Annotated in this window: 13 protein-coding genes; 6 read left to right on the top strand and 7 right to left on the bottom strand. The window is 38.3% G+C overall.

All coding sequences use genetic code 11. The features are described 5' to 3' along the window. Positions 1 to 47 precede the first annotated feature (47 nt). The 6 genes from KIM67_RS03040 (at position 48) to KIM67_RS03015 (ending at position 13097) form a co-directional block, all read left to right on the top strand. Positions 48 to 2477: an ABC transporter permease gene (locus tag KIM67_RS03040; protein WP_213829884.1), complete on the top strand. Its 2430-nt coding sequence runs from the start codon at positions 48 to 50 to the stop codon at positions 2475 to 2477. A gap of 46 nt (positions 2478 to 2523) precedes the next feature. Beyond that, positions 2524 to 4923 (top strand): ABC transporter permease, encoded by a 2400-nt coding sequence (locus KIM67_RS03035; protein WP_213829883.1) that lies wholly within the window; start codon positions 2524 to 2526, stop codon positions 4921 to 4923. Between the two features lie 21 nt (positions 4924 to 4944). Further along, positions 4945 to 7359 carry an ABC transporter permease gene (locus KIM67_RS03030; protein ID WP_213829882.1) on the top strand — a complete coding sequence of 805 codons (2415 nt, stop codon included), beginning with the start codon at positions 4945 to 4947 and terminating at the stop codon, positions 7357 to 7359. A gap of 170 nt (positions 7360 to 7529) precedes the next feature. After that, entirely contained in the window at positions 7530 to 9953 is a 2424-nt protein-coding gene (locus tag KIM67_RS03025) for an ABC transporter permease (protein ID WP_213829881.1), read from the top strand. 54 nt (positions 9954 to 10007) lie between these two features. Continuing rightward, positions 10008 to 12380 carry an ABC transporter permease gene (locus KIM67_RS03020; RefSeq protein WP_213829880.1) on the top strand — a complete coding sequence of 791 codons (2373 nt, stop codon included), beginning with the start codon at positions 10008 to 10010 and terminating at the stop codon, positions 12378 to 12380. A gap of 54 nt (positions 12381 to 12434) precedes the next feature. Then, positions 12435 to 13097, top strand: a complete 663-nt coding sequence (locus tag KIM67_RS03015; protein ID WP_213829879.1) for an ABC transporter ATP-binding protein — start codon at positions 12435 to 12437, stop codon at positions 13095 to 13097. Positions 13098 to 13247: 150 nt separating this feature from the next. Here the strand turns inward: KIM67_RS03015 and KIM67_RS03010 are convergent, their stop codons facing one another. The 7 genes from KIM67_RS03010 to KIM67_RS02980 form a co-directional block, all read right to left on the bottom strand. Beyond that, the gene (locus KIM67_RS03010; RefSeq protein ID WP_213829944.1) at positions 13248 to 14366 is read right to left on the bottom strand and encodes an FAD-binding oxidoreductase; all 1119 of its coding nucleotides are present in this window, start codon (positions 14364 to 14366) and stop codon (positions 13248 to 13250) included. Positions 14367 to 14381: 15 nt separating this feature from the next. After that, a complete protein-coding gene (locus tag KIM67_RS03005) occupies positions 14382 to 15803 on the bottom strand; it encodes a hypothetical protein (protein ID WP_213829878.1) in 1422 nt (473 codons plus the stop codon). 3 nt (positions 15804 to 15806) lie between these two features. Beyond that, the gene (locus KIM67_RS03000) at positions 15807 to 17741 is read right to left on the bottom strand and encodes a hypothetical protein (protein WP_213829877.1); all 1935 of its coding nucleotides are present in this window, start codon (positions 17739 to 17741) and stop codon (positions 15807 to 15809) included. A gap of 8 nt (positions 17742 to 17749) precedes the next feature. Beyond that, positions 17750 to 18436 carry a hypothetical protein gene (locus KIM67_RS02995; protein ID WP_213829876.1) on the bottom strand — a complete coding sequence of 229 codons (687 nt, stop codon included), beginning with the start codon at positions 18434 to 18436 and terminating at the stop codon, positions 17750 to 17752. 148 nt (positions 18437 to 18584) lie between these two features. Next, the gene (accC, locus tag KIM67_RS02990; RefSeq protein WP_213829875.1) at positions 18585 to 19937 is read right to left on the bottom strand and encodes an acetyl-CoA carboxylase biotin carboxylase subunit; all 1353 of its coding nucleotides are present in this window, start codon (positions 19935 to 19937) and stop codon (positions 18585 to 18587) included. Between the two features lie 90 nt (positions 19938 to 20027). Further along, positions 20028 to 20519: an acetyl-CoA carboxylase biotin carboxyl carrier protein gene (gene accB / locus KIM67_RS02985; RefSeq protein ID WP_213829874.1), complete on the bottom strand. Its 492-nt coding sequence runs from the start codon at positions 20517 to 20519 to the stop codon at positions 20028 to 20030. Between the two features lie 27 nt (positions 20520 to 20546). After that, entirely contained in the window at positions 20547 to 21542 is a 996-nt protein-coding gene (locus KIM67_RS02980) for a beta-ketoacyl-ACP synthase III (RefSeq protein WP_213829873.1), read from the bottom strand. Between the last annotated feature and the right edge of the window lie 71 nt (positions 21543 to 21613).

Below are 21613 nucleotides of genomic sequence, written 5' to 3'. Positions count from 1 at the left end.
AATAAGAGATGCCGAAATAAATTCGGTATAAGAAAAACAAGACAGTCATGTTCAAGAATTATATAAAAATTGCATGGAGAAACTTACTAAAAAATAAGCAGCAGACCATTATAAATCTATTAGGGTTGACCGTTGGCACAGTAAGCTGTCTTGCCATTTTATTATACGTTTTTGCTCAATTGGGATATGATGAACATCATGAAGATTCTGCATCAATTTATCGGGTGGAAACAATTATTGAAAGGGATGGCAAAGAAAGTTTCGATACTGCGGCGGCATCCCCTCCCATAGCTTTTGCCCTTAAAGAAGATTTTCCAGAAGTTCAAGAGGCTGCCCGTGTTGTACTGACCGATTTTTTCTACAGTAGTTTAATCCGCGCTGCGGATAGCGAAGATGCCTATTATGAGCCCAGAGCATATGTGGCAGATTCTACATTTTTTAAAATATTTAGTTATAAGTTTATTGAAGGCAATCAAGAAACAGCCCTAAATGAGCCGAACGCGCTGGTGCTATCCTCGTACTTGGCCAATAAAATGTTCGGCAAGCAGAATGCCTTGGGTAAAGCTGTCATCTGGGGAAGCGGGGAAGATTCGCAAACCCTCTCCGTTAAAGGTGTTTTTGATGAATCCTATGCCAAATCCCACTTAAATCCAAACTACATTGTGAGTATGAGTACCCCTGGAATGGGAACATTTGTCCAAAATTTTGAAAGCTTTGCCACTAATAATTTTGTCTATAGTTATGTAAAAATAGCTCCAAACGGAAGTGCGCAAAAGTTACAGGACAAACTGCCAGACTTTATTCAAGATAGGGGAGCAAAGGATCTTTCCAATGCAGGAATGACCAACAAGCAATTATTGTTGCAAAATATAGGTGACATCCATTTGTATTCCGAAGGACGAAAAAATCAGATTCATGAAGTGTCCAACAGCAAATACCTCTATTTTTTATTGACCCTGGCGTTCTTCATTCAACTGATCGCTTGTATCAATTTTATTAACCTGAGTACTGCCAGAGCAAGCAAAAGAGCAAAAGAAATTGGTGTTCGTAAAGTTGTCGGTGCTGGCAAGAATAGTTTAGTAAGGCAGTTCATGGGTGAATCCTTATTACTTTCAATAGCTGCAATGCTCATTAGTATTCCCATTACAATTTCATTGCTTCCTTTATTAAATGAGCTAACACAAGCAAGTTTAAGCTATGAAGATTTATTGAATTGGAAAATTATAGGATTGTTAGGAGCACTTGGAATGTTTACCGGATTGGTTGCAGGTATTTATCCCGCTATGGTGCTTTCTGCAATTAAACCGATCAAAGCCTTAAAAAGTGCTACTATATTACAATCTGGCAACGGAACATTTAGAAAAGCTCTAGTTGTATTTCAATTCATAGTTTCGATAAGCCTTGTTGCCACTGTTATTATTATTACACAACAATTTAGATTTGCCCAAAGTAAGGACCTTGGGTTTCAAAAAGATAATTTACTGGCACTCAGAATTGGTACTGATGAAGCTTCAAGTAAGTTCGAGTCCCTCAAATCTTCATTTTTGAACATTCCAGGGGTGTTGAATGTTTCTAGTGGAAATTATTCCCCGTCAGAAATAGTATTGTCCGATAATGGGTTATACCTCCCTAGGGGAAATCGAGAAAATAATACCATTGTTAAACGTAATGGTGTGAGTGATGGTTATTTTGAAACTATGAATATTCCGCTCATAAAAGGTAGGGATTTCACTGTCGCGGACACCACGGACCAGATTATCGTTAACCAAGCTACTTTAAAAACATTCAACATTAAAGAAGAAGATGCATTAAATTCAAGGCTTATGCAGAGTTTTGGGGATGAAACTTTTGAAATGCGGATTATTGGTGTAGTAAAGGATTATCATTTTGCATCTATAAAACAAGAAATTGCGCCTCTTTTTCTTTATAAGGAAGAATCGCCAAATTGGTTGTTTTTAAAGACCCAAACCAATAATTATGAGCTTTTATTATCGAATTTGGAAAAGCAATGGAAAACTACCGTAAAAAATGTTCCTTTTGATTATGTCTTTGTAGATAAAGAAGTAGAGAAGCTGTATGATGAAGAAAAACGCTTAGGTCAAATCTCCATTGTTTTTACATTTTTGGCGATACTAATTAGTTGTCTTGGTCTTTTTGGTCTTGTGTCTTATGTAGCCGAACAGAAGAAAAAGGAAATCGGAATTAGAAAAGTTTTAGGAGCTAGCGTCAATTCGGTAGTTCAATTGTTGACCAAGGATTTTGTAAAATTAGTGGGCGTCGCTTTTTTAATCGCATCCCCGGTTGCGTATTATTTTATGCAGCGTTGGCTGGAAGATTTTACGTACCGTATCGAAATTCAATGGTGGGTGTTTGTATTGGCAGGAAGCTTTGCACTGGTCATTACATTTTTGACCGTTGGCTTCCAATCCTTAAAATCGGCAATTGCCAATCCTGTAAAAAGCTTGCGGACTGAATAAATTCAAACTATGCTGAACTTGTTTCGGCATTAAAAAACCATCGATCATGCTTAAGAACTATCTAAAAATCGCTTGGCGAAACCTAACAAAAAACAAAGGCTACACCATCATCAATGTTGGTGGTTTGGCTTTGGGTATGGCCGTTACGCTAATTATTGGTCTCTGGATAAATGATGAGCTTACCCATAACGACTACTTCAAAAACAAAAGTAGGATTGCTCAAGTCTTCCAATCGCAGACCTTTAACAATAATACGGGTACTGGACCTGCCATTCCGCTTCCTTTAGAGCCAACTTTACGAGAAAAATACGACGATAACTTTGAGCTGCTGGTGATGTCTTCATGGACCAACCAACAATATTTAGAGTATGAGGAGACCAATATTGCCCGTTTTGGAAACTTTATGCAAGTCGATGCTCCCGAATTATTAGAAATTAAAATCGTAAAAGGGGAAAAAGATGGCCTTAGGGAAGTAAATGCGATTATGTTGAACGAATCTACAGCAAACGCACTCTTTGGTTCGGAAAATCCTATTGGCAAAGTCATTAAAGTAAACAGTGAACATGACATGATGGTTACCGCAGTCTATGAAGATATGCCATACAACAGTTCGTTTAACGAGCTACAATTTATGATGCCATGGAAACACTATGTAACAACAAACGAATGGATACAAAATTCCTTGGATAGTTGGGGTAACAATTCTTTTCAGCTATTTGTTAAAATTGCGGACAACACTACCATGGAACGAGTGACCAACACTATTATAGATGTAAAGAAAAATTCAAGTGAAGATAATGCGGAGTTCAATCCGAGAATTTTCTTGCTTTCTATGGAAGACTGGTATCTTCGAAATAACTTTGAGAATGGCAAACAAGTTGGTGGACGCATAAAATATGTTTGGCTTTTTGGAATTATTGGAATCTTCGTACTCCTTTTGGCCTGTATCAATTTTATGAACCTTAGTACCGCTAGATCAGAAAAACGGGCCAAAGAAGTTGGTATTAGAAAAGCCATAGGGTCGCAAAGGGGTCAATTGATCAATCAGTTTTTAAGTGAGTCCTTTTTGGTGGTTGTTTTCGCTTTTTTCATTTCGGTTCTAATTGTTTTGTTGTCTCTCAACGGGTTTAATGAACTTTCCAGAAAGGAAATTGAGTTTCCCTGGGGAAATTTTTCATTTTGGTTGATTTCTCTAATCTTTATAGTGTTTACCGCTTTGTTGGCCGGTAGTTACCCAGCTTTGTATCTTTCTTCGTTCAAGCCTGTAGACGTATTGAAAGGCACTTTTAAAGCAGGAAAATATTCTGGTTTGCCAAGAAAAATTCTGGTTGTACTTCAATTTACAGTGTCAGTAGCTTTCATTATCGGAACGGTTATCGTGATGCAACAAATCAACCATGCCAAGAACAGGCCTATAGGTTACGATAAACAAGGTTTAATTCAAGTACCGACATTCAGTGAGGATTTCACCGGAAAATATCAATTAATGCGTGAGCAATTTATAGCTTCTGGGGCAGTAGTTGAAATGTCATCTTCGAGTAGCCCAACTACCCGGATATGGTCCAACAGGAGTGGTTTTGATTGGGAAGGAAAACCAGAAGGTTTTCAAGAAGATCTGGCTTGGACCGAAGTATCCGCAGAGTATGCTAAATCTTTAAACTTAAAAATTGTACAAGGCCGCGATTTTGATAGGAGCATGGCAACAGATTCCCTAGCGGTACTCATCAATGAAACCGCTGTAAAATATATGGGTTTTGAAAACCCCATAGGACAACTTATTCGAGATAGTGATGAAGAAGATCCAGGTCCACCGCTTAAGATAATCGGTGTAGTTGAGGACATGATTGCCCAGTCACCTTATGAGCCTGTAAAACAGGGGATGTATGTTTTCGATAGGGAGGATGAATCCAGCTTTTATAATATACGGTTAAATCCCAATCAAAGTGCCAGTCAAAATATTGCGGTTATTGAACGTGTATTTAAAGATAACTTTCCGGCAATACCATTTCAATATGATTTTGTTGATGAAGAATACAGTGAAAAGTTTGCTGCAGAGCAACGAGTTGGAACATTATCGGGCATTTTTACAGCACTTGCAATTTTAATAAGCTGCCTAGGGTTATTCGGTCTCACGTCATTTGTGGCCGAACAGCGTACCAAAGAAATTGGGGTAAGAAAAGTACTTGGCGCCACAGTGTTCAATGTTTGGAACATGCTATCCAAAGACTTTTTAAAGTTGGTCATCGTCTCATGTTTTATTGCTGTACCCATTGCGTATTATGTAATGAACGGTTGGCTACAGGAATATCCATATCGTGTCATTCTAAAATGGTGGATTTTCGCTTTAGCGATGTTAGGAGCCATGGGAGTCACCGTTTTGACCGTAAGCTTTCAAGCTATAAAAGCTGCCAAGTCTAATCCTATCAAGAGTTTACGAACAGAATAACATTTCATCAATCATAAAATCATGATAAAAAATCATTTTAAAATAGCATGGAGGAATTTAATCAAGAACAAGACATTTTCTCTATTGAACATTATAGGGTTATCTGTCGCTTTTGGAACTGCTATTCTTTTGTCCATGGCTGGCTTTTTTGACCTTTCTTATGATACGTTCCATAAAAATGCGGACACCATTTACCAAGTCTATTCTGTAAAGCAATCCACAAAAGGGCCACAACCCAGTGAAAGTCACCCAGCTCCCTTAGTGGAAGCTATCAAGAACGAAGTGCCAGGGATTGAAAAGGCCACACGGTATTTACAGGAAGAAACTATCGTATCCTTTAAGGAAAAAGAAATAAACATGGATGCGGTTTGGGTTGATAAAGACTTTTTTAACATGTTTACCTTTCCATCGATTAAAGGAAAGGTAAAGAATCCTTTAGAACAACTAGCTGCCGTAGTAATTACCGAAGATACTGCAAACAGACTTTTTGGAACGGTTGAAGCGGTAGGCAAGACGGTACAATTACTTATCAATGGAAAAGATCAACCTTTTACGGTTTCTGCCGTTGTCGCCGATAACTTACCGCAAAGTACTTTGGAGTTTGAAATAGCGGTACGATTTGAAAAGCATAGAGATTACCAAAGAAACAAGGATATTTGGGGTGCCAAGTATCATAACGTTTATGTTCAACTGGCTGATGGCGCAAATCCTCAACTTTTTGAAGAAGCTACACGATCCTTTATAGCTATTAATTTAAAAGAACAACTTGAAAATGCAAAACGGGATGGCGCACGACCCAATTCAGATGGACAGTTTTTTAAGTTGGAACTTCTCCCACTAAAAGATGTTCACTTTACCATATATAGAAATGGTAACGCTGAAGTTAGTAGGGCAAGGCCCTATTTGGTATTGGGCATTGCATTGCTAATACTCTTTATCGCTTGCGTAAACTTTATTAATATGAGCATTGCCAAGAGTGGGCAACGACTTAAAGAGATTGGTATGCGAAAAACCCTCGGTGCCAAAAGAAAACAACTATTTCTACAGTTTTGGTTTGAAAGTCTTTTTCTTTTCTCCATATCACTGGTTTTTGGTACAATTTTGAGCCTTCTACTTATTGATGAATTTAAAACAGTCTTTCAGACCAATGTCTCTTTTGATTTGATACTATCAACAACCTATATTCTTGGTTTTTTGGTTGCTGTATTGTTGATAACACTTTTTGTGGGTGGGTATCCCGCATTCTTGTTAAGTAAATTGGGTACACTACAGTCCTTAAAAGGAAAAGTCGATATTTCTGGCAAGAACAGCGTACGTGATGTTTTAATGATATTGCAATTCGGTATTGCTATTTTACTGATTTCGGGAACCTTGGTTCTACGTAGTCAATTGGAGTTTATGCGCGAAAAAGATTTAGGGTTTAATAAAAAATATGTGCTTTCCTTTCCGCTTGATGGAAAAATGGATAGTCACAAAGCGGTTGAACTACTTCGCAACGAATTGGCAAGTAACCCCGATATTCTAGAAATAACCGCAGCTGATAATAATCTTGGGTATGGTAAGGATGGAAGTGTATCTAAGAGTATGATGGGTTTTGAATATAAAAATAGGGTCGTGAACACTAATACGTTAGTGGTGGATTACGACTATGTTGAAACTCTGGATTTAGAAATTGTTGCCGGTAGAAATTTTAATAAAGGGTTTGCCAAAGATAGTTTGAGCGTAGTAATCAATGAAAGCATGGCTAAAGAATTTGGGGAAGAAGACCCTTTAATAGCACACGTAAATGTAACTGATTCAATCAGCTATCCTGTAATTGGAGTGGTCAAGGATTATAATTTTGAAAACTTGGACAAGACCATTGAGCCCATGACGATTTTTTTACGGCCAGACTGGGGGCTTTACTATGCCTATGTAAAAGTTTCGTCTTCCAATATGTCCAAATCTTATGATGCGATTGAAAAGGCTTGGGCAAAAATCGAACCCAATGCCACTTTTTTAGGTTCGTTTTTGGATGAAAACATCAATAGAACATTTAGAAAAGAAGAACGTATGACCACCATGATAACAAGCGGTTCAATTTTAGCGATTGCATTAAGCTGTATCGGACTCTTTGCAATCTCATTATTAATTGTGAACGAACGAACCAAAGAAATAGGTGTTAGGAAGGTAATCGGAGCAAGTGTTACCAATATTACCATCTTGTTAACAAAGGACTTCCTAAAATTAGTGGGTATTTCCTTTTTGATAGCTTCACCGGTAGCATGGTATTTTATAAAATCTTGGTTGCAGAACTATCCTTTTAAAATAGATTTGAACCTCACTTTCTTTTTAGTAGCTGGTTTATTGGCTACTGGTATAGCGTTGCTTACAGTAGGTGGAAAAACTATAAAAGCTGCCATGCAAAATCCAGTAAAAAGTCTGCGCACAGAATAAAACATAGATTTACATTTTTGTAAATTTATTGTACACAATTTGTCTATTTTTTTGACACTTTTAAATTTCATTGATTTTTAAATTATTGATTATTAAATGTTTACGTTTTGGCATAAAAATCGATTTCTCTAAATCACTATTTACTTTGCCAACGTATAAAAAGACAATACATGTTCAAACTATTCCTTAAAATCGCTATACGGTACCTCTTTAAAAACAAACTGTACTCATTTATCAATATTTTTGGATTGGCTGTTGGAGTTGCTTCCTTCGTTTTGATAATGCTCTATGTCAATTACGAAAAGAGCTATGACAAGTTTGAAGGCTCGGAAAACGTCTACAGAACTTATATGGATTATATAGAAGGGGATATTTTCGTTCCTGGCGATGCCATGACCTATAACCTATCCGGTCCTACGCTCAAAAACGAATTTCCGGAAGTACTCGATTATGTTCGCTTCCTTTTCTTTGAAAAAATGACCTTTCAAGTCGGTGATAGGATATTGGAACAATCTTCAGGATCGCTTGCAGATTCTTCATATTTTAATATTTTCAATTATCCATGGCTTAAAGGGGATAAAGCATCCGCCTTGAAAAAACCATATTCCATAGTCTTGTCAAAGTCATTTGCCAAAAAACTTTTTGGAAATCAAGACCCCTTACAAAAGACAATTTCAGCTTTTCGTGATGGACGGGAAGCAGTACTCACAGTAACAGGTGTTATTGAAGATGTTCCAAAGAATGCCCATTACAGAAATTCGTTTTTGATTTCTTACGAGACCGAGAAAACCTGGACAGATTTTGGCCCTCGAGCTCATGAGCTCAACTGGAACATGAACAATTACTACACCTATTTAAAACTAGCTCCCAATACAAATGCGAATATTCTTCGTCAAAAAATAATAGATAGCGATATCGAAGAAAATGAAGATGAAAGGCATAACATTGAGCCTATTGAAGAAATTCATTTGTATTCCAACAAGCCCTATGAAGTCTCTGTCAACGGTAGCGCAACCAGAATAAAGTTTTTGACCGCCATTGCTTTTATCATCTTAATCCTTTCTTGGCTCAATTATGTAAACCTCTCTACGACAAAATCCATGGAAAGAGCTAAAGAAACCGGTGTTAGAAAAGTAGCAGGGGCCAATAAATCCCAATTAATTTTCCAGTCATTGATGGAGTCCACCCTGCTAAACGTATTAGCTATAAGTATTGCTTTGGTGCTCGTTCTGATTTTGTTACCCATCTACAACAACCTAACCAATAAAGAACTTAGTCTGGAGCTCTCCAATATAGCTGACCTTTTACCCTATTTTGCATTTATTCTTATTGGTATGTTGTTAGCCGGTCTCTATCCTGCATTGGTCTTGAGTAAGTACTCGCCCGCCAAGGCATTAAAAGGAAAAATCCGAGCTTCCGCAGCTGGGTTAAATCTACGAAAGGGGTTGATTATCATGCAGTTTTTGGCCACTATCGTATTGCTTATAGGTACGATTGTGGTGACCAAACAAATCAACTATTTGGAAAGTAAACCTATTGGAACAAACCTCAATCAAATCGTTGCCCTAAAGGGAGAGGTAATCGCCACAAAGGCAGATTCCCTGATTATCAACGACTTTAAAGTTTTGGAAGGAGAACTAAAAAAGTTCCCCTTCGTGGAAAAAACGGCTATTGCCCAAACCTACCCGGGAGATAGTTTCGATAACCTTTCTTCTTCTCGCGGAATTTTGCTTCCAGATGGAAGAAGGGAGGATACAAAAGTATACTACACATATTATGCTCAACCTGAATACTTTGATTTAGTAGATATAGAATTTCTGGCAGGCAGAACATTTCTTCCATCTTCAGAATTGACTGGTAAACAAGTTGTGGTCAACGAAACATTTCTGAAAATCATGGGGTTTTCTTCTTCTGAAGAAGTCTTGAACAAAACCATGAAGTTCTGGGGAGACGAATGGCAGATTACGGGTGTAATCAAAGATTATTATCATTTTGGATTGAAAAGCCCTGTCTTACCCACAGTGATACGATATTATGGCGATGTAACCAATCTTTTAGTGAAACTTGACAAATCGGCAACTTCTATTGCAAGTTTTGAATCAGCAATTGGAAAGTTGAAGAACAAGTGGGAGCAAGTTTTTCCAAAGAGCACTTTCAATTATACTTTTTTAGATCAAAAATTTGAAGCGCAGTATGAGGAAGATAAGGCCTTTGGCTCCGCTTTTCAGGTTTTTACTTTTTTGGCAATCATTATTGCCTCGCTTGGCCTTTTTGGACTTACCTCCTACACTGTCGTCCAACGAAAAAAAGAAATTGGTATTCGCAAAGTGAACGGTGCAACCATAACGCAGGTACTAGCTCTTTTGAACAAGGATTTTGTGAAATGGGTCGGTTTCGCCTTTATCGTCGCCATACCTATCTCTTGGTATGCCATGAACCAATGGCTGGAAGGTTTTGCCTATAGAACCACGCTTAGCTGGTGGGTATTTGCATTAGCCGGTATATCTGCCCTGTTCATTGCTTTGATTACGGTAAGCTGGCAGAGTTTTCAGGCAGCGGTTGCCAATCCGGTTGAGTCTTTGAGAGATGAATAAGTCATCGCTTTTTTTGCATAAACTTTTGAGCCATCACACTAAAAACTTGAAAAAATGCTAAAACACAATTTGCTGCTTTTCTTACGTAACATTAAAAAACACAAAAGCAGTTTTCTTATTAATTTAATAGGCCTGTCATCTGCATTGGCCTGCGTATTATTGGTATATCTCTGGGTTTCCGATGAGCTTAACAAAGATAAATTCCACGAGCATGAAGAGCGTTTGTACCAAGTCTTACGACATGTGCCAGATGGTCAAGGTTCTTTGGCCACCTATAGTTCCAACTCCAGTTTGATGCTAACAGCGCTACAGACAGAGGTGCCCGAAGTTGAAATGGCGACCGCGGTATTTGAATTCGATACCGGCGCCATGGTCAAAACGGATGACAAAAAGATGACCGCAATAGGTAATATGGCAAGTGAAGACTATTTTAAACTATTTTCCTACCCTTTGCTTCACGGCAGCAAGCATACGGTTTTAAAAGATATAAATGCCGTAGTCATTTCAAAAGAAATGGCCCATAATTTCTTTGGGCAAGGAGACCCTATGGGAAAAACCTTGACCATAAAACATGGTGAAGAAGGGGTAGACGGCGTCTTTACCGTAACAGGGGTATTTGATATTCCGGTTAATTCCTCCAAAAAATTTGACTTTGTCCTGTCCTATAAAAAATTCCTGCAAAGGCGAAATACCAATAATATCCACTGGGGGAGCAACAGTTCTAGGGTTTATGCTCTGCTCAACCCTGGTGTAAACATCGACTATCTTAATAGTAAAATGGCCGATTTTATCAAGAATAAAAACGAATTCAACCTAGCCACAGTATTTTTCACCCGCTATACCGATAATTACCTGAAAGGAAACTTTGAAAATGGAAAACAAACTGGAGGGCGAATCAATTATGTCATTCTATTTTCGTTAGTTGCAATTTTTGTTTTAGCGATAGCCTGTATCAATTTTATGAATCTCTCTACGGCAAGAGCTTCTAGACGCTTAAAAGAAGTTGGGGTTAAAAAAGCAGTTGGGGCAAACAGAAAAGTATTGATTTTTCAATTTTTGACCGAGTCCATAGTACTCTCCTTTTTCTCTTTGTTCTGTGCTTCTGTCTTTGTTACCCTGATTTTATCATGGTTCAATGGTGTCACTGGCAAAGACCTTGTCTTTACTATTGATAACAACATGACCATGGCCTTGATCGCCATAACATTACTGACAGGTTTGGCTTCTGGCAGTTATCCTGCCCTTTACCTTACTAAATTCGATGCCGCCAAAGTCTTAAAAGGAAAAATCAAGACTTCGTTCAGTGAATTACTGGTACGAAAGGGATTGGTCATCTTTCAGTTTAGTATCTCTATTTTTCTCATTGTTGCCGTAAGTGTCATTTATATGCAGTTGGATTTTATTCAGTCCAAAAACCTAGGCTATAACAAGGACAACGTCATGATTTTTGAACGCCAAGATGAGCTCGTAGACCATATGGAAATCTTTCTTGAAGAAGCAAAACAAATACCCGGAGTTGTCAACGCGTCTTACATGCAAGGAGGTATGACAAGCTTTAACAATTCTTCTTCCAATCATCGATGGCCAGGACAAACCGAAGAAGGCAAAAAGTTAACTTTTAGACATGCCCATGTCGGTCCTGAATTTATTGAAACTATGGGCATAGAAATGAAAGAGGGCCGCTCTTATAGCAATGAAAAGCCCAATAATGAATCAAAAATTATATTGAACGAAACCGCTGTAAAACTTATGGGCCTAGAAAATCCAATTGGCACAAGAATAGATATGCGGGGCCCAAACAGAGAAATCATAGGAGTCGTGAAAGATTTTAATATTCAATCTCTTTATGATGAGATTACGCCCATGGCATTACTTTGCAGGACCGAATGGGTAGGCACATTAGTTGTAAAAATTAAATCTGGCGAGGAGAAAGCTACGATTTCGGCCTTGACGAATCTTCACAATAAATTTAATCCAGGACTAGCTTTCAATTTCAGGTTTTTGGATGAGCAATACCAACAGCTTTACGAATCAGAACAACGTGTGGCCGTTTTGTCAAAATATTTTGCAGGGCTCGCTATATTAATATCTTGTTTGGGTCTTTTTGGATTGGCCGCATTCACTGCAGAGCGTAGAAAAAAAGAAATCAGTATTCGTAAGGTACTTGGTCAAAGTATTGGGCAGGTAACGGTTATGCTCTCTAGCGAATTTGTAAAATTGGTGCTGATTTCTATACTGATAGCATTACCAATTGCATATCTGCTTGCCAATAACTGGCTTGGTCAATTCGCATATCGAATACCCATAAAGGCCTGGTATTTTATAAGTGCCGGTTTATTGGCGCTATTCGTAGCGGTATTTACTGTGGGAAGCCAAGCAATTAGAGCTGCAAACAAAAACCCTGTTAACGCGCTTAGAGATGAATAATAACACCATAAATACACCCGCTTTTGCGGGGAAAACACAAAACCAATTTATACTATGCTTTTACAACTAAACAATATTTTTAAATGGGTCAATTCTGGAGGCCAACGTATTTTTTTGCTCAAGGACATTAACCTCAACATAGAGGAAGGAGAGTTTATTTCCATTATGGGGCCTTCAGGTTCAGGGAAATCCACATTGTTGAACGTCATCGGAATGTTGGATGGGTTTGATGAAGGGGAATACCAATTTTTAGAAGAATCCGTACATACGTTAAAAGAAAAAGACCGTGCCAAACTCTACAAAGAATATATAGGCTTCGTTTTTCAGTCGTACCATCTATTGGATGAACTCACGGTCAAAGAAAATTTAGAGATGCCATTACTGTACAAAAAATTCAAAGGTTCCGAACGCAAGGCAATGGTCGCCGATATGCTAGATCGATTTAATATCGTAGGTAAGAAAGACCTTTTTCCTGCCCAATTAAGTGGCGGACAGCAACAGTTGGTTGGTGTTGCAAGAGCACTCATTTCTGGTCCAAAATTGATTTTAGCGGATGAGCCAACAGGAAATCTAAACTCTAAACAAGGGGAGGAAATCATGGATATGTTCAAACAGTTAAATGACGAAGGGGTAACCATCATTCAAGTTACACACTCAGAAAGAAATGCGGAATATGGCTCCAGAATCATCAATTTGTTGGACGGAAGGATGATTTAATTTAACAGGGCTTGATTTGCTGAAGCTTGTTGACTATTTTGTTCGGATTGCTGTACACGAATTGCACAAATTGGCACAAATTCCTTGGCGAATCTTTTTTAGGATATAATACTTGGAATTATAATGTCTCGTGAGCTTGTCCATGGATATTTACTCAACTAAATCAGCAAGTTCTTTGCCGACCAAACTACCTAAAGCAATGCCCATTCCTCCTAAACGGATTCCACAATAAATGTTGTTGGATATTTGTTCAATTATTGGGTTTTTTTGTGGTCCAACACCCATGATACCGCTCCATCTTTGATCTATTTCAATGGGTTGATTTGGCAAAACTACTTCTGCAAGCAATTCTTCAAGCCTTGTCTGAATGATTTGTGTTTCTCCAAAAGAAGTAGTTGTTTCGGTTTCAAAATCGAGATTCCGCCCACCGCCAAAGAGAATTCGGTTGTCAATATCCCTAAAATAATAGTACCCTTCATCAAAATGAAAAGTACCCTTTACTTTTAGGTTTTTAATGGGCTTCGTGATCAAAACCTGAGCTCTAGCTGGCTTAACCATTCTATTTTTTAGAAGCTTGGCCGAAAAACCATTGGTTGCCACAAACACTTTCTTCGTTTTAAAGTCAAAAGTTTTGGTCTTTACTACAGCAGTTTGTTCAGAATCTTCTAAGGTTTCGACTTCTGTTCCATTTAAAATATGTACTCCTTTTTGCTGACATTTTTGAAGCAATGCCAGCATCATCCGCCCTGTATCCAATTGCCCTTCAAATTGATGTGTGATGTAGTGTCCTTTGATTTTTTCAAACTGAAAAATATTGTCATTTTTTATAAAAGGGAACGCTCCAAATATGGGTTTGAGCATCCTGTTCAACTGCTCCATTTCATGAAAGCACGCTTCATACAGTAAAACATCCTTATGTAGAAAAAGTTCATGGCCTCCGTTCTTTTCAAACCCTATCGCTTTATCTCCCAAAGTTTGCCGTAAGAGTTGAATGCCATCCCATCGTTTTTGAACTAAATCAATTACTTCTTGCTCCGTATGGGTTTTTAAATCCGATAAGATTTCGGAAATACTTCCAAAACAGGCAAACCCAGCATTTTTTGTACTTGCTCCTTGAGGTAAAAGTCCTTTTTCCAAAACCAGAACTTTACTTTTTGGATATTTTTCCTTCAAATGTAGGGCACAGTTAAGTCCAACAATACCGCTTCCAATAATTGTGAAGTCAACTTCGGAAAACCATGTTTTGTGTTCCCAGTAACTTAGTTCCATCAAACTAAAATACGTTTATAATTTGGCTTCTTGGTTGTCGTCATCCTTGGCATTCAATCCAAAAAAGACTTGGGAAAGTATGTTTATATTTTCTTCTTCCGCTTTGATAAACCCTTCTATCTGGATTTCATCTGCGGCTACTTGCCATGCCTGTATACGTATATTTCTCAGTAGGGAAAACAATTTTTCGGTCTGGGGCATGCCCATATCTTGATGTAGCCTATTAAAATCGGCCTGAAGGTTGAAAAAATAAGAACTCGCTTTTTGCGTTTGGGATGAAATAGAATCCCCAGTATTGAAAGTAGTTCTTGAATCGTTTTCGGATACCCGCAATTGATACAAAGGAAATGGTTTGAAGACATCACTATTGGACAATGCTCCTGCTCCTAAAAGATACTCTTTTACGCTGCCTTGCGATGACCCCAAATTCAAATAGAGTTGGGGAACTTCTTTTTGCTCAATCGTTTTTTGTGCTATTTTCTCAAAATTGTCATCGTAGCCGTAAGTAACAATGGTATCATTTTGGGCGGTCCTTCCAGCAATGCAGAAGCTAAGCGCCCCATCAAAAGGTTGCAACAGTTGAATTGGGGTCAAATTGTTTTTGCTAAAAAATGATATTCCGTTCAATTTCTGTGCGAGCTCCTTCTTTTCAGAACTTTGTTCAAGATTTAAATCATAATGAAAGGAAAGGGACGGATTCTTATATACTGGGGTCACAAATTCCTTCGCATAGGACCTATTGGTGGCTGAATTGCCCTTTAAAACGGCTGTGCCATCCTCAAAGGACACCGTGGACGTTCCTTTAGCGTCCGCATACACCAAATGTCCTGATGCTTCTTTTACGGCTTCAATTAAATCATGGTCGCTATCGTCGATGGTTTTGCCATCGACCAAAACTTCTTTAAAAACAGTTTTTATATTCGACCTTTCAATCTTGGGCGATGCGGCCGCGATCAACTTTTCAGTGTTCCAGGCCAATGCTATGTTTCCATTTTTAAACCAAGCAAATCGATATGTTTTAGCATCTGAAACATGAATTTTATCTACCTTATCGTCGATTTCTTTTTTAATATACTTTTCAAAATCAATCGCGTCATGGACTCTGAAAACCGAGAAAACGGTATTGTCAATATCTGGCATTGTAAAAAGCAAGAGGTTGTAGGGCATTAGTTCTACACCCGTACCTTCTTTCTCTTCATCCTTATCTTTTGTATCACTAGATGATGATTTGCCATTTTTATAATAGTAGCGGGGAGCTCCCAAGGCATCCAGGACCAAAGTTTCTTTTAGGTCATGTATGCCAACTTTAACAATACTGTGTGCATCTTGGTGAACTACGCCCAGCAAAGCACTTGACTTTTTATAACTCGTGTACAAATAGTACCCTATCGCCAAAGCTACCAGTACAAAAAAAACTTTTTTTATATGTTTTCCCATGTACTATTCCATCAATTTATCGATAATGTTTATAAAGTATGCCAAACTGTTCTTATGACCCTTTTCAGGAGTTTTCAATATCATTTTTCCTGTCATTGTATTACCCTTTATTTTTGAAAAGTTCACTCGAAGGTCTTCCGTGTTATCCGTTAGAAAATCTATATTGCTTCGCAATTCTCTAGGAAACGCTTCTGAAGGTATCTCAGAAATGATATTCTTACCATTCACGTAAAAGCTGGTAGCGCTTTTACTGATTTCTTTTTTAAGCGTATTTGACAACTTTGACGGATAGATGCCTTTTTTGATTTGGGTTAACTGTGCAACCGAGCTGCCTATGAATACGGTGTTGTCTTTGTACATTGCGTAGATATCAAAAGGATTGGACCTTGTTTGTCCTACGTGATAGATGTCATTCTCATAATCTACCTTTTCTTCCAAAACCCCTATTTTCATGATATTCCTGAACATTTTTTCCTCTTCGGAAGTAAAAAGAAATAAAAAGTCGGGCACCGTTTCTGTTTTTGTCTTCTCTACTTTTTTATAGTTATACTCTTCATCGTATTCATAATCGGTGTAGGTAACTTCTTTTTCCCGTAAATCGGTCAACAACAAGAGCATATCGCCACGCAAGATTTTGGCAGCTCCTTCTTCATCTATCAATAATGAAAACAACCTGGTTACGGACGAGGATGCCGCCGCAATGGTAGCTGCTTTCTTGTTATCGCTCTTTTGGTCTACATTCCTGAACATGGTTTCAATCAAAGAAGGATACGCTTTTAAAATACCTGCGGTACTAAGATTAACGCTCATATAACCCAGCAACTTATCTTCATTAATGTAGTTGAGAAAGTTTTTGTTGAATTTCCCTTCGTACATGGGTTTGTAGGCCTTTGCCAATTCTTCGCTCATGGTGTAATCAATGCCCATCACAGCTTCATCTTGTTCAAAATTCAGTCTGGCCGTTACTGTCGTTCCCTTATAAAATTCATCAAGGTTCAAAAAGTTATAAGGGTTGTTAGGACCCAGAAGTCTTGATGGCATTGCGTTTTTATAAATTTGGGGGAAATCGTTCATCCATACCATAGCTTCATCCTTACCTTTCCCCAGACTTTTTTTATAGTTGCTATTTTGCAGAATGTTGCGGATCGGTTGGCTTTGGAGCACTTGTTTTGCATAAGCTAGCGTTACTGTATTTTGTTTCTTTTTGGCAGCTTCCCTCGCCAGTCTTCTTTGCTCTCTTCTTTCTTCTTGTTTTTTATATTCTTCGCTGTTGTAATAGTCGTATACGGGCGTTGCTTCTTCTATAACGGTCTCTTCTATTTCTTCAATTGCCTCTACTGGTGTTTCTATAATGGATTCTTCTATTTCTTCCGCTGCCTCTACAGCTTCCTCCATAGCTTCTTCTATAATGGTTTCCTCTACAGGCTCGGCTATAGTGGGGGTGATGTCATAATCCAAATAGCTGTAATCTTCATTTTGATCGCTAGGTACAACAAAAACCATTTCTTTGGTGTTCCACATAATTACTGTTCCACCGTAAGATTCTTGTACGTAAGAAACAGCCCCATCCTTAATGACCTCATCACGTTCGCGCGGAAACAATTTTGGAAGATTAGCGGTACTTTTCATGGGGATCATAAACGTATTATAGAACACCCCTTCTTTAGTCTGTAGAAAATAGTACAGGTTTTCGTTTAAATTAAATCCTAAATCCTCAATAGTAGCAAGTTCGCCCTCAGTTTCGCGGCTGATTTCCTTGTTCATTTCCTTACCTAATCTCGAATTTGAAAATTCGGACAGCGAAAGAAGCTCCAGAACATTTTTACCTTTAATTGTAACAACAACATTTGCATCGCTTGGAATTTTTCTGGCTAAATCCTGAGCATTGAGTGATATAAAAAGTCCACATAAGAAAATGGTAGTGTATAGGTGTTTCATGGTTATTTTTAATTGATAAGTTGTATTTTATTTTGAATTGTTTTCTCCCCTAGAATAAATGACATGGCATCAATGCGAAGCATTACCGCTTTTTTTGAAGGTGCTATTTTAGCGTTGCTGTTCGATGCTGCCTGTACAGGTTCGTCAAACCTATAAATAGACGTGAAACTTGCATCTTGAAAGATTTTTTTGTCTTCTTTCTTCAAATAGTCAAAAGACTTTTTAATGCTTGAATCGTACTTAAACTTTCGCTCAAAAACCCGTTTTGAAGCATCATATGCAAAGTTTGATGTATTGAAATTTGTTTTTTCCCTACGATTTTGTTCTTTGATCAGCTGTGAAGTGATTCCGTTCAAACTCGCTATATCTTCAAAATTACAGGATACGGAAAAAATGTAGTTCCCAAAATCCTTTGTCTTTTTTATGTTGGTTATCCCTTCAGATTTTTCCAAATGTTTCACTACGTCATTCAATGCCAATTCAATATCATTTTCTGTTGGCACTTTATAGCCATTCACACTATCCAGAAGCATCAACGAGGCTATCTTGGTTTTACTCTTGCTCATATTGACGGTAAATAGCAAGGTTCCACTACCGTCTTTATTTAGGTTGATTTCTTCCAAAATATCAAAACAACTACTGGTAGATAGTACAACTAATACTAGGCAACAGAATTTTACGGTTCTTTTTAGCATTGGTCAATGGTATGGTGTGATTTACATAACCTCGTTATGTGAAGAAAATTGTTTTAAGCATTGAATTAGGACAAAACTATTTTATTATTCCTAGGTTTAAGTACCTGAAAACCGTGAAATAAAAAACCCCGATTTATCGGGGTTTGTATTAGTCTTGGTATTTGACATCTATTTCAAAGTCATCCATAAAAGCAGTAGTATAGTTTCCTGCCAGATAATCTGGATGATCCATTAATTGCCTGTGAAATGGAATCGTGGTCTTTACACCTTCAATCACAAATTCGTCCAACGCCCTACGCATTTTATTAATGGCTTCTTCCCTGGTTTGGGCCGTAGTAATCAATTTGGCGATCATAGAATCGTAGTTGGGTGGAATTCGGTACCCACTATACACATGGGTATCTAAACGAACTCCGTGTCCTCCAGGTGTATGAAGCGTAGTAATTACCCCAGGAGAAGGTCTAAAATCGTTATAGGGGTCTTCTGCATTTATTCTACACTCAATGGAATGCAGTTTTGGAACATAGTTTTTTCCTGAAATGGGTACTCCTCCAGCAACCAAAATCTGTTCACGAATCAAATCATAGTCTACAACTTGTTCGGTGATCGGGTGTTCTACCTGTATACGGGTATTCATTTCCATAAAGTAGAAATTCCGATGTTTATCTACCAAAAACTCTACAGTACCTGCCCCTTCATATTTAATGAATTCTGATGCTTTTACGGCCGCTTTTCCCATATCTTCCCTAAGGGAATCGGTCATAAATGGTGATGGTGTTTCTTCTGTAAGCTTTTGGTGCCTACGTTGAACCGAACAATCTCTTTCCGAGAGATGACATGCTTTTCCATATTGATCTCCCACCACTTGAATTTCTATATGACGAGGTTCTTCAATCAATTTTTCCATGTACATACCACCATTACCAAAGGCAGCTGTGGCTTCTTGGACAGCACTTTCAAAGTTGCTTTCCATTTCATCTTCTGCCCAAATGGCCCGCATTCCTTTACCACCACCACCGGCAGTAGCTTTTATCATAACGGGATAGCCCATTTTTTTTGCTATTTTTTTGGCCTCCGCAACATCTTTAAGGAGTCCTTCTGAACCTGGGATTGTCGGAACCCCAGCTTTTTTCATGGTTTCCTTGGCTGTCGCCTTATCTCCCATTTTATCGATTTGTTCTCCTGACGCTCCTATGAACTTGATTTCATGTTCTGCACAAATCTTGGAGAATTTTGAATTTTCCGAAAGGAACCCATATCCTGGGTGAATGGCATCTGCATTGGTAATCTCAGCTGCTGCAATAATGTTCGGAATCTTTAGATATGATTCATGGCTAGGTGCAGGTCCAATACAAACGGCTTCATCAGCAAAACGTACGTGTAGACTTTCTTCATCAGCTTTGGAATACACCGCAACTGTCTTTATGCCCATTTCCTTACAGGTTCGTATAATACGAAGTGCTATTTCGCCTCTGTTTGCAATTAATATTTTTTTAAACATGCTTTTTAGTTTAAGAGTTTATGGTTTAGTAGTTTTTTGGTTTAATGGCACGCGCTTTAAACTGAAAACTGAAAACTTCTAAACTGAAAGTTATGAGGGATCAACTAAGAACAAGGGTTGGTCAAATTCTACTGGTGAGGAATCATCGACCAAAACTTTAACTATTTTACCTGCAACTTCCGATTCAATATCATTGAATAGTTTCATTGCTTCGATAACACAAAGTACGTCTCCAGGATTGATTGTGCTTCCTACCTCTACAAAAACTGGTTTATCTGGCGATGGTTTTCTGTAGAAGGTTCCAATAATCGGAGATTTGATGGTAATATATTTTGAATCTTCGCTTGCCGCTGCTGGCTCTGAAACTTGAGGAGCTACTGGCTCACCCGCTGCAGGAGCTTGCATAACCGGAGCTGCAGGAGCTTGAGCCATGGGAATTTGCTGAACAATAGTAGTTTCAGGGGCTACAGCATCGCTTCCTGTGCGAATCGTAATCTTTATGTCTTCCATCTCCAACTTTACCTCGCTGGCACCCGATTTAGCTACAAACTTGATTAAACTTTGAATTTCCTTAATGTCCATGGAATATGATTTAGTTAGTTTCTTGTTTTATGAATTATAGGCCCATTTTAAATAAATGGATCCCCATGTAAATCCGCCACCAAAAGCTGCAAAAATGAGGTTATCTCCTTTTTTTAATTGCTTTTCGTAATCATGCAACAATAGTGGTAATGTGGCCGAAGTGGTATTGCCATACTTATGGATGTTAATCATCACTTTATCGGCATCAACACCCATTCTTTTCGCCGTGGCGTCTATAATACGTTTGTTTGCTTGGTGCGGTACCAACCATTGCACATCTTCTTTCTTTAAATTATTTCGGTCCATGATCAAGGCAGAGACATCGGCCATGTTGGATACGGCAAACTTAAATACCGACTTCCCATCTTGGAAAACGTAATGCTGTTTGTTCTTAACGGTTTCTTCGGATGGAGGTAGTATAGAACCACCTGCTTCGATTTTTAAAAACTGACGACCAACACCATCTGTCCGCAAATATTCATCCTGAAGTCCTAATCCTTCATCATTTGGCTCAAACAATGCTGCTCCGGCACCGTCTCCGAATATGATACAAGTGGTGCGGTCCGTATAGTCAATGATAGAGGACATTTTATCAGCCCCGATCAGTAATACTTTTTTATATCTACCAGATTCTATGTAACTGGCTGCAGTAGACATTCCAAATAGAAAACTGGAACAAGCGGCTTGTAAATCGTAAGAAAATGCATTGACCGCGCCAATTTCTGAAGCTACGTAAGCAGCAGTGGCGGCAACTGGTAAATCTGGTGTTGCCGTGGCTACTAAAACGAAATCTATTTCTTTTGGATCTACCCCACTTTTATTGATTAAATCTTCTGCGGCTTTGATGGCAAGAAATGACGTCCCTGCATTTTCTTCTTTTAAGATTCGTCGCTCTTTTATTCCTGTTCTACTGGTTATCCATTCATCATTGGTTTCCACCATGGTCTCTAACACTTTGTTAGATAAAATGAACTCTGGAACATAGCCTCCCACAGCTGTAATAGCTGCTGTTTGTTTTTTCATACTAGTGCCCTTTTCTCTCAAAAAAAGTTAAAATTTGACCCAAAAACGGTGAAAAATAGTCATTTTCTATG

This window comes from Flagellimonas sp. 389, assembly GCF_018449435.1.
In the GTDB taxonomy this organism is placed as follows: domain Bacteria; phylum Bacteroidota; class Bacteroidia; order Flavobacteriales; family Flavobacteriaceae; genus Flagellimonas.
The sequence above is the reverse complement of the archived record's forward strand: the minus strand, read 5'-3'. Positions and strand labels throughout refer to the sequence as shown.

What these genes read in the sequence shown, in the direction of transcription:
- KIM67_RS03040 (WP_213829884.1), top strand. Translation starts at nt 48, where the DNA reads ATGTTCAAGAATTATATAAAAATTGCATGGAGAAACTTACTAAAAAAT.
- KIM67_RS03035 (WP_213829883.1), top strand. Translation starts at nt 2,524, where the DNA reads ATGCTTAAGAACTATCTAAAAATCGCTTGGCGAAACCTAACAAAAAAC.
- KIM67_RS03030 (WP_213829882.1), top strand. Translation starts at nt 4,945, where the DNA reads ATGATAAAAAATCATTTTAAAATAGCATGGAGGAATTTAATCAAGAAC.
- KIM67_RS03025 (WP_213829881.1), top strand. Translation starts at nt 7,530, where the DNA reads ATGTTCAAACTATTCCTTAAAATCGCTATACGGTACCTCTTTAAAAAC.
- KIM67_RS03020 (WP_213829880.1), top strand. Translation starts at nt 10,008, where the DNA reads ATGCTAAAACACAATTTGCTGCTTTTCTTACGTAACATTAAAAAACAC.
- KIM67_RS03015 (WP_213829879.1), top strand. Translation starts at nt 12,435, where the DNA reads ATGCTTTTACAACTAAACAATATTTTTAAATGGGTCAATTCTGGAGGC.
- KIM67_RS03010 (WP_213829944.1), bottom strand. Translation starts at nt 14,366, where the DNA reads ATGGAACTAAGTTACTGGGAACACAAAACATGGTTTTCCGAAGTTGAC.
- KIM67_RS03005 (WP_213829878.1), bottom strand. Translation starts at nt 15,803, where the DNA reads ATGGGAAAACATATAAAAAAAGTTTTTTTTGTACTGGTAGCTTTGGCG.
- KIM67_RS03000 (WP_213829877.1), bottom strand. Translation starts at nt 17,741, where the DNA reads ATGAAACACCTATACACTACCATTTTCTTATGTGGACTTTTTATATCA.
- KIM67_RS02995 (WP_213829876.1), bottom strand. Translation starts at nt 18,436, where the DNA reads ATGCTAAAAAGAACCGTAAAATTCTGTTGCCTAGTATTAGTTGTACTA.
- accC (WP_213829875.1), bottom strand. Translation starts at nt 19,937, where the DNA reads ATGTTTAAAAAAATATTAATTGCAAACAGAGGCGAAATAGCACTTCGT.
- accB (WP_213829874.1), bottom strand. Translation starts at nt 20,519, where the DNA reads ATGGACATTAAGGAAATTCAAAGTTTAATCAAGTTTGTAGCTAAATCG.
- KIM67_RS02980 (WP_213829873.1), bottom strand. Translation starts at nt 21,542, where the DNA reads ATGAAAAAACAAACAGCAGCTATTACAGCTGTGGGAGGCTATGTTCCA.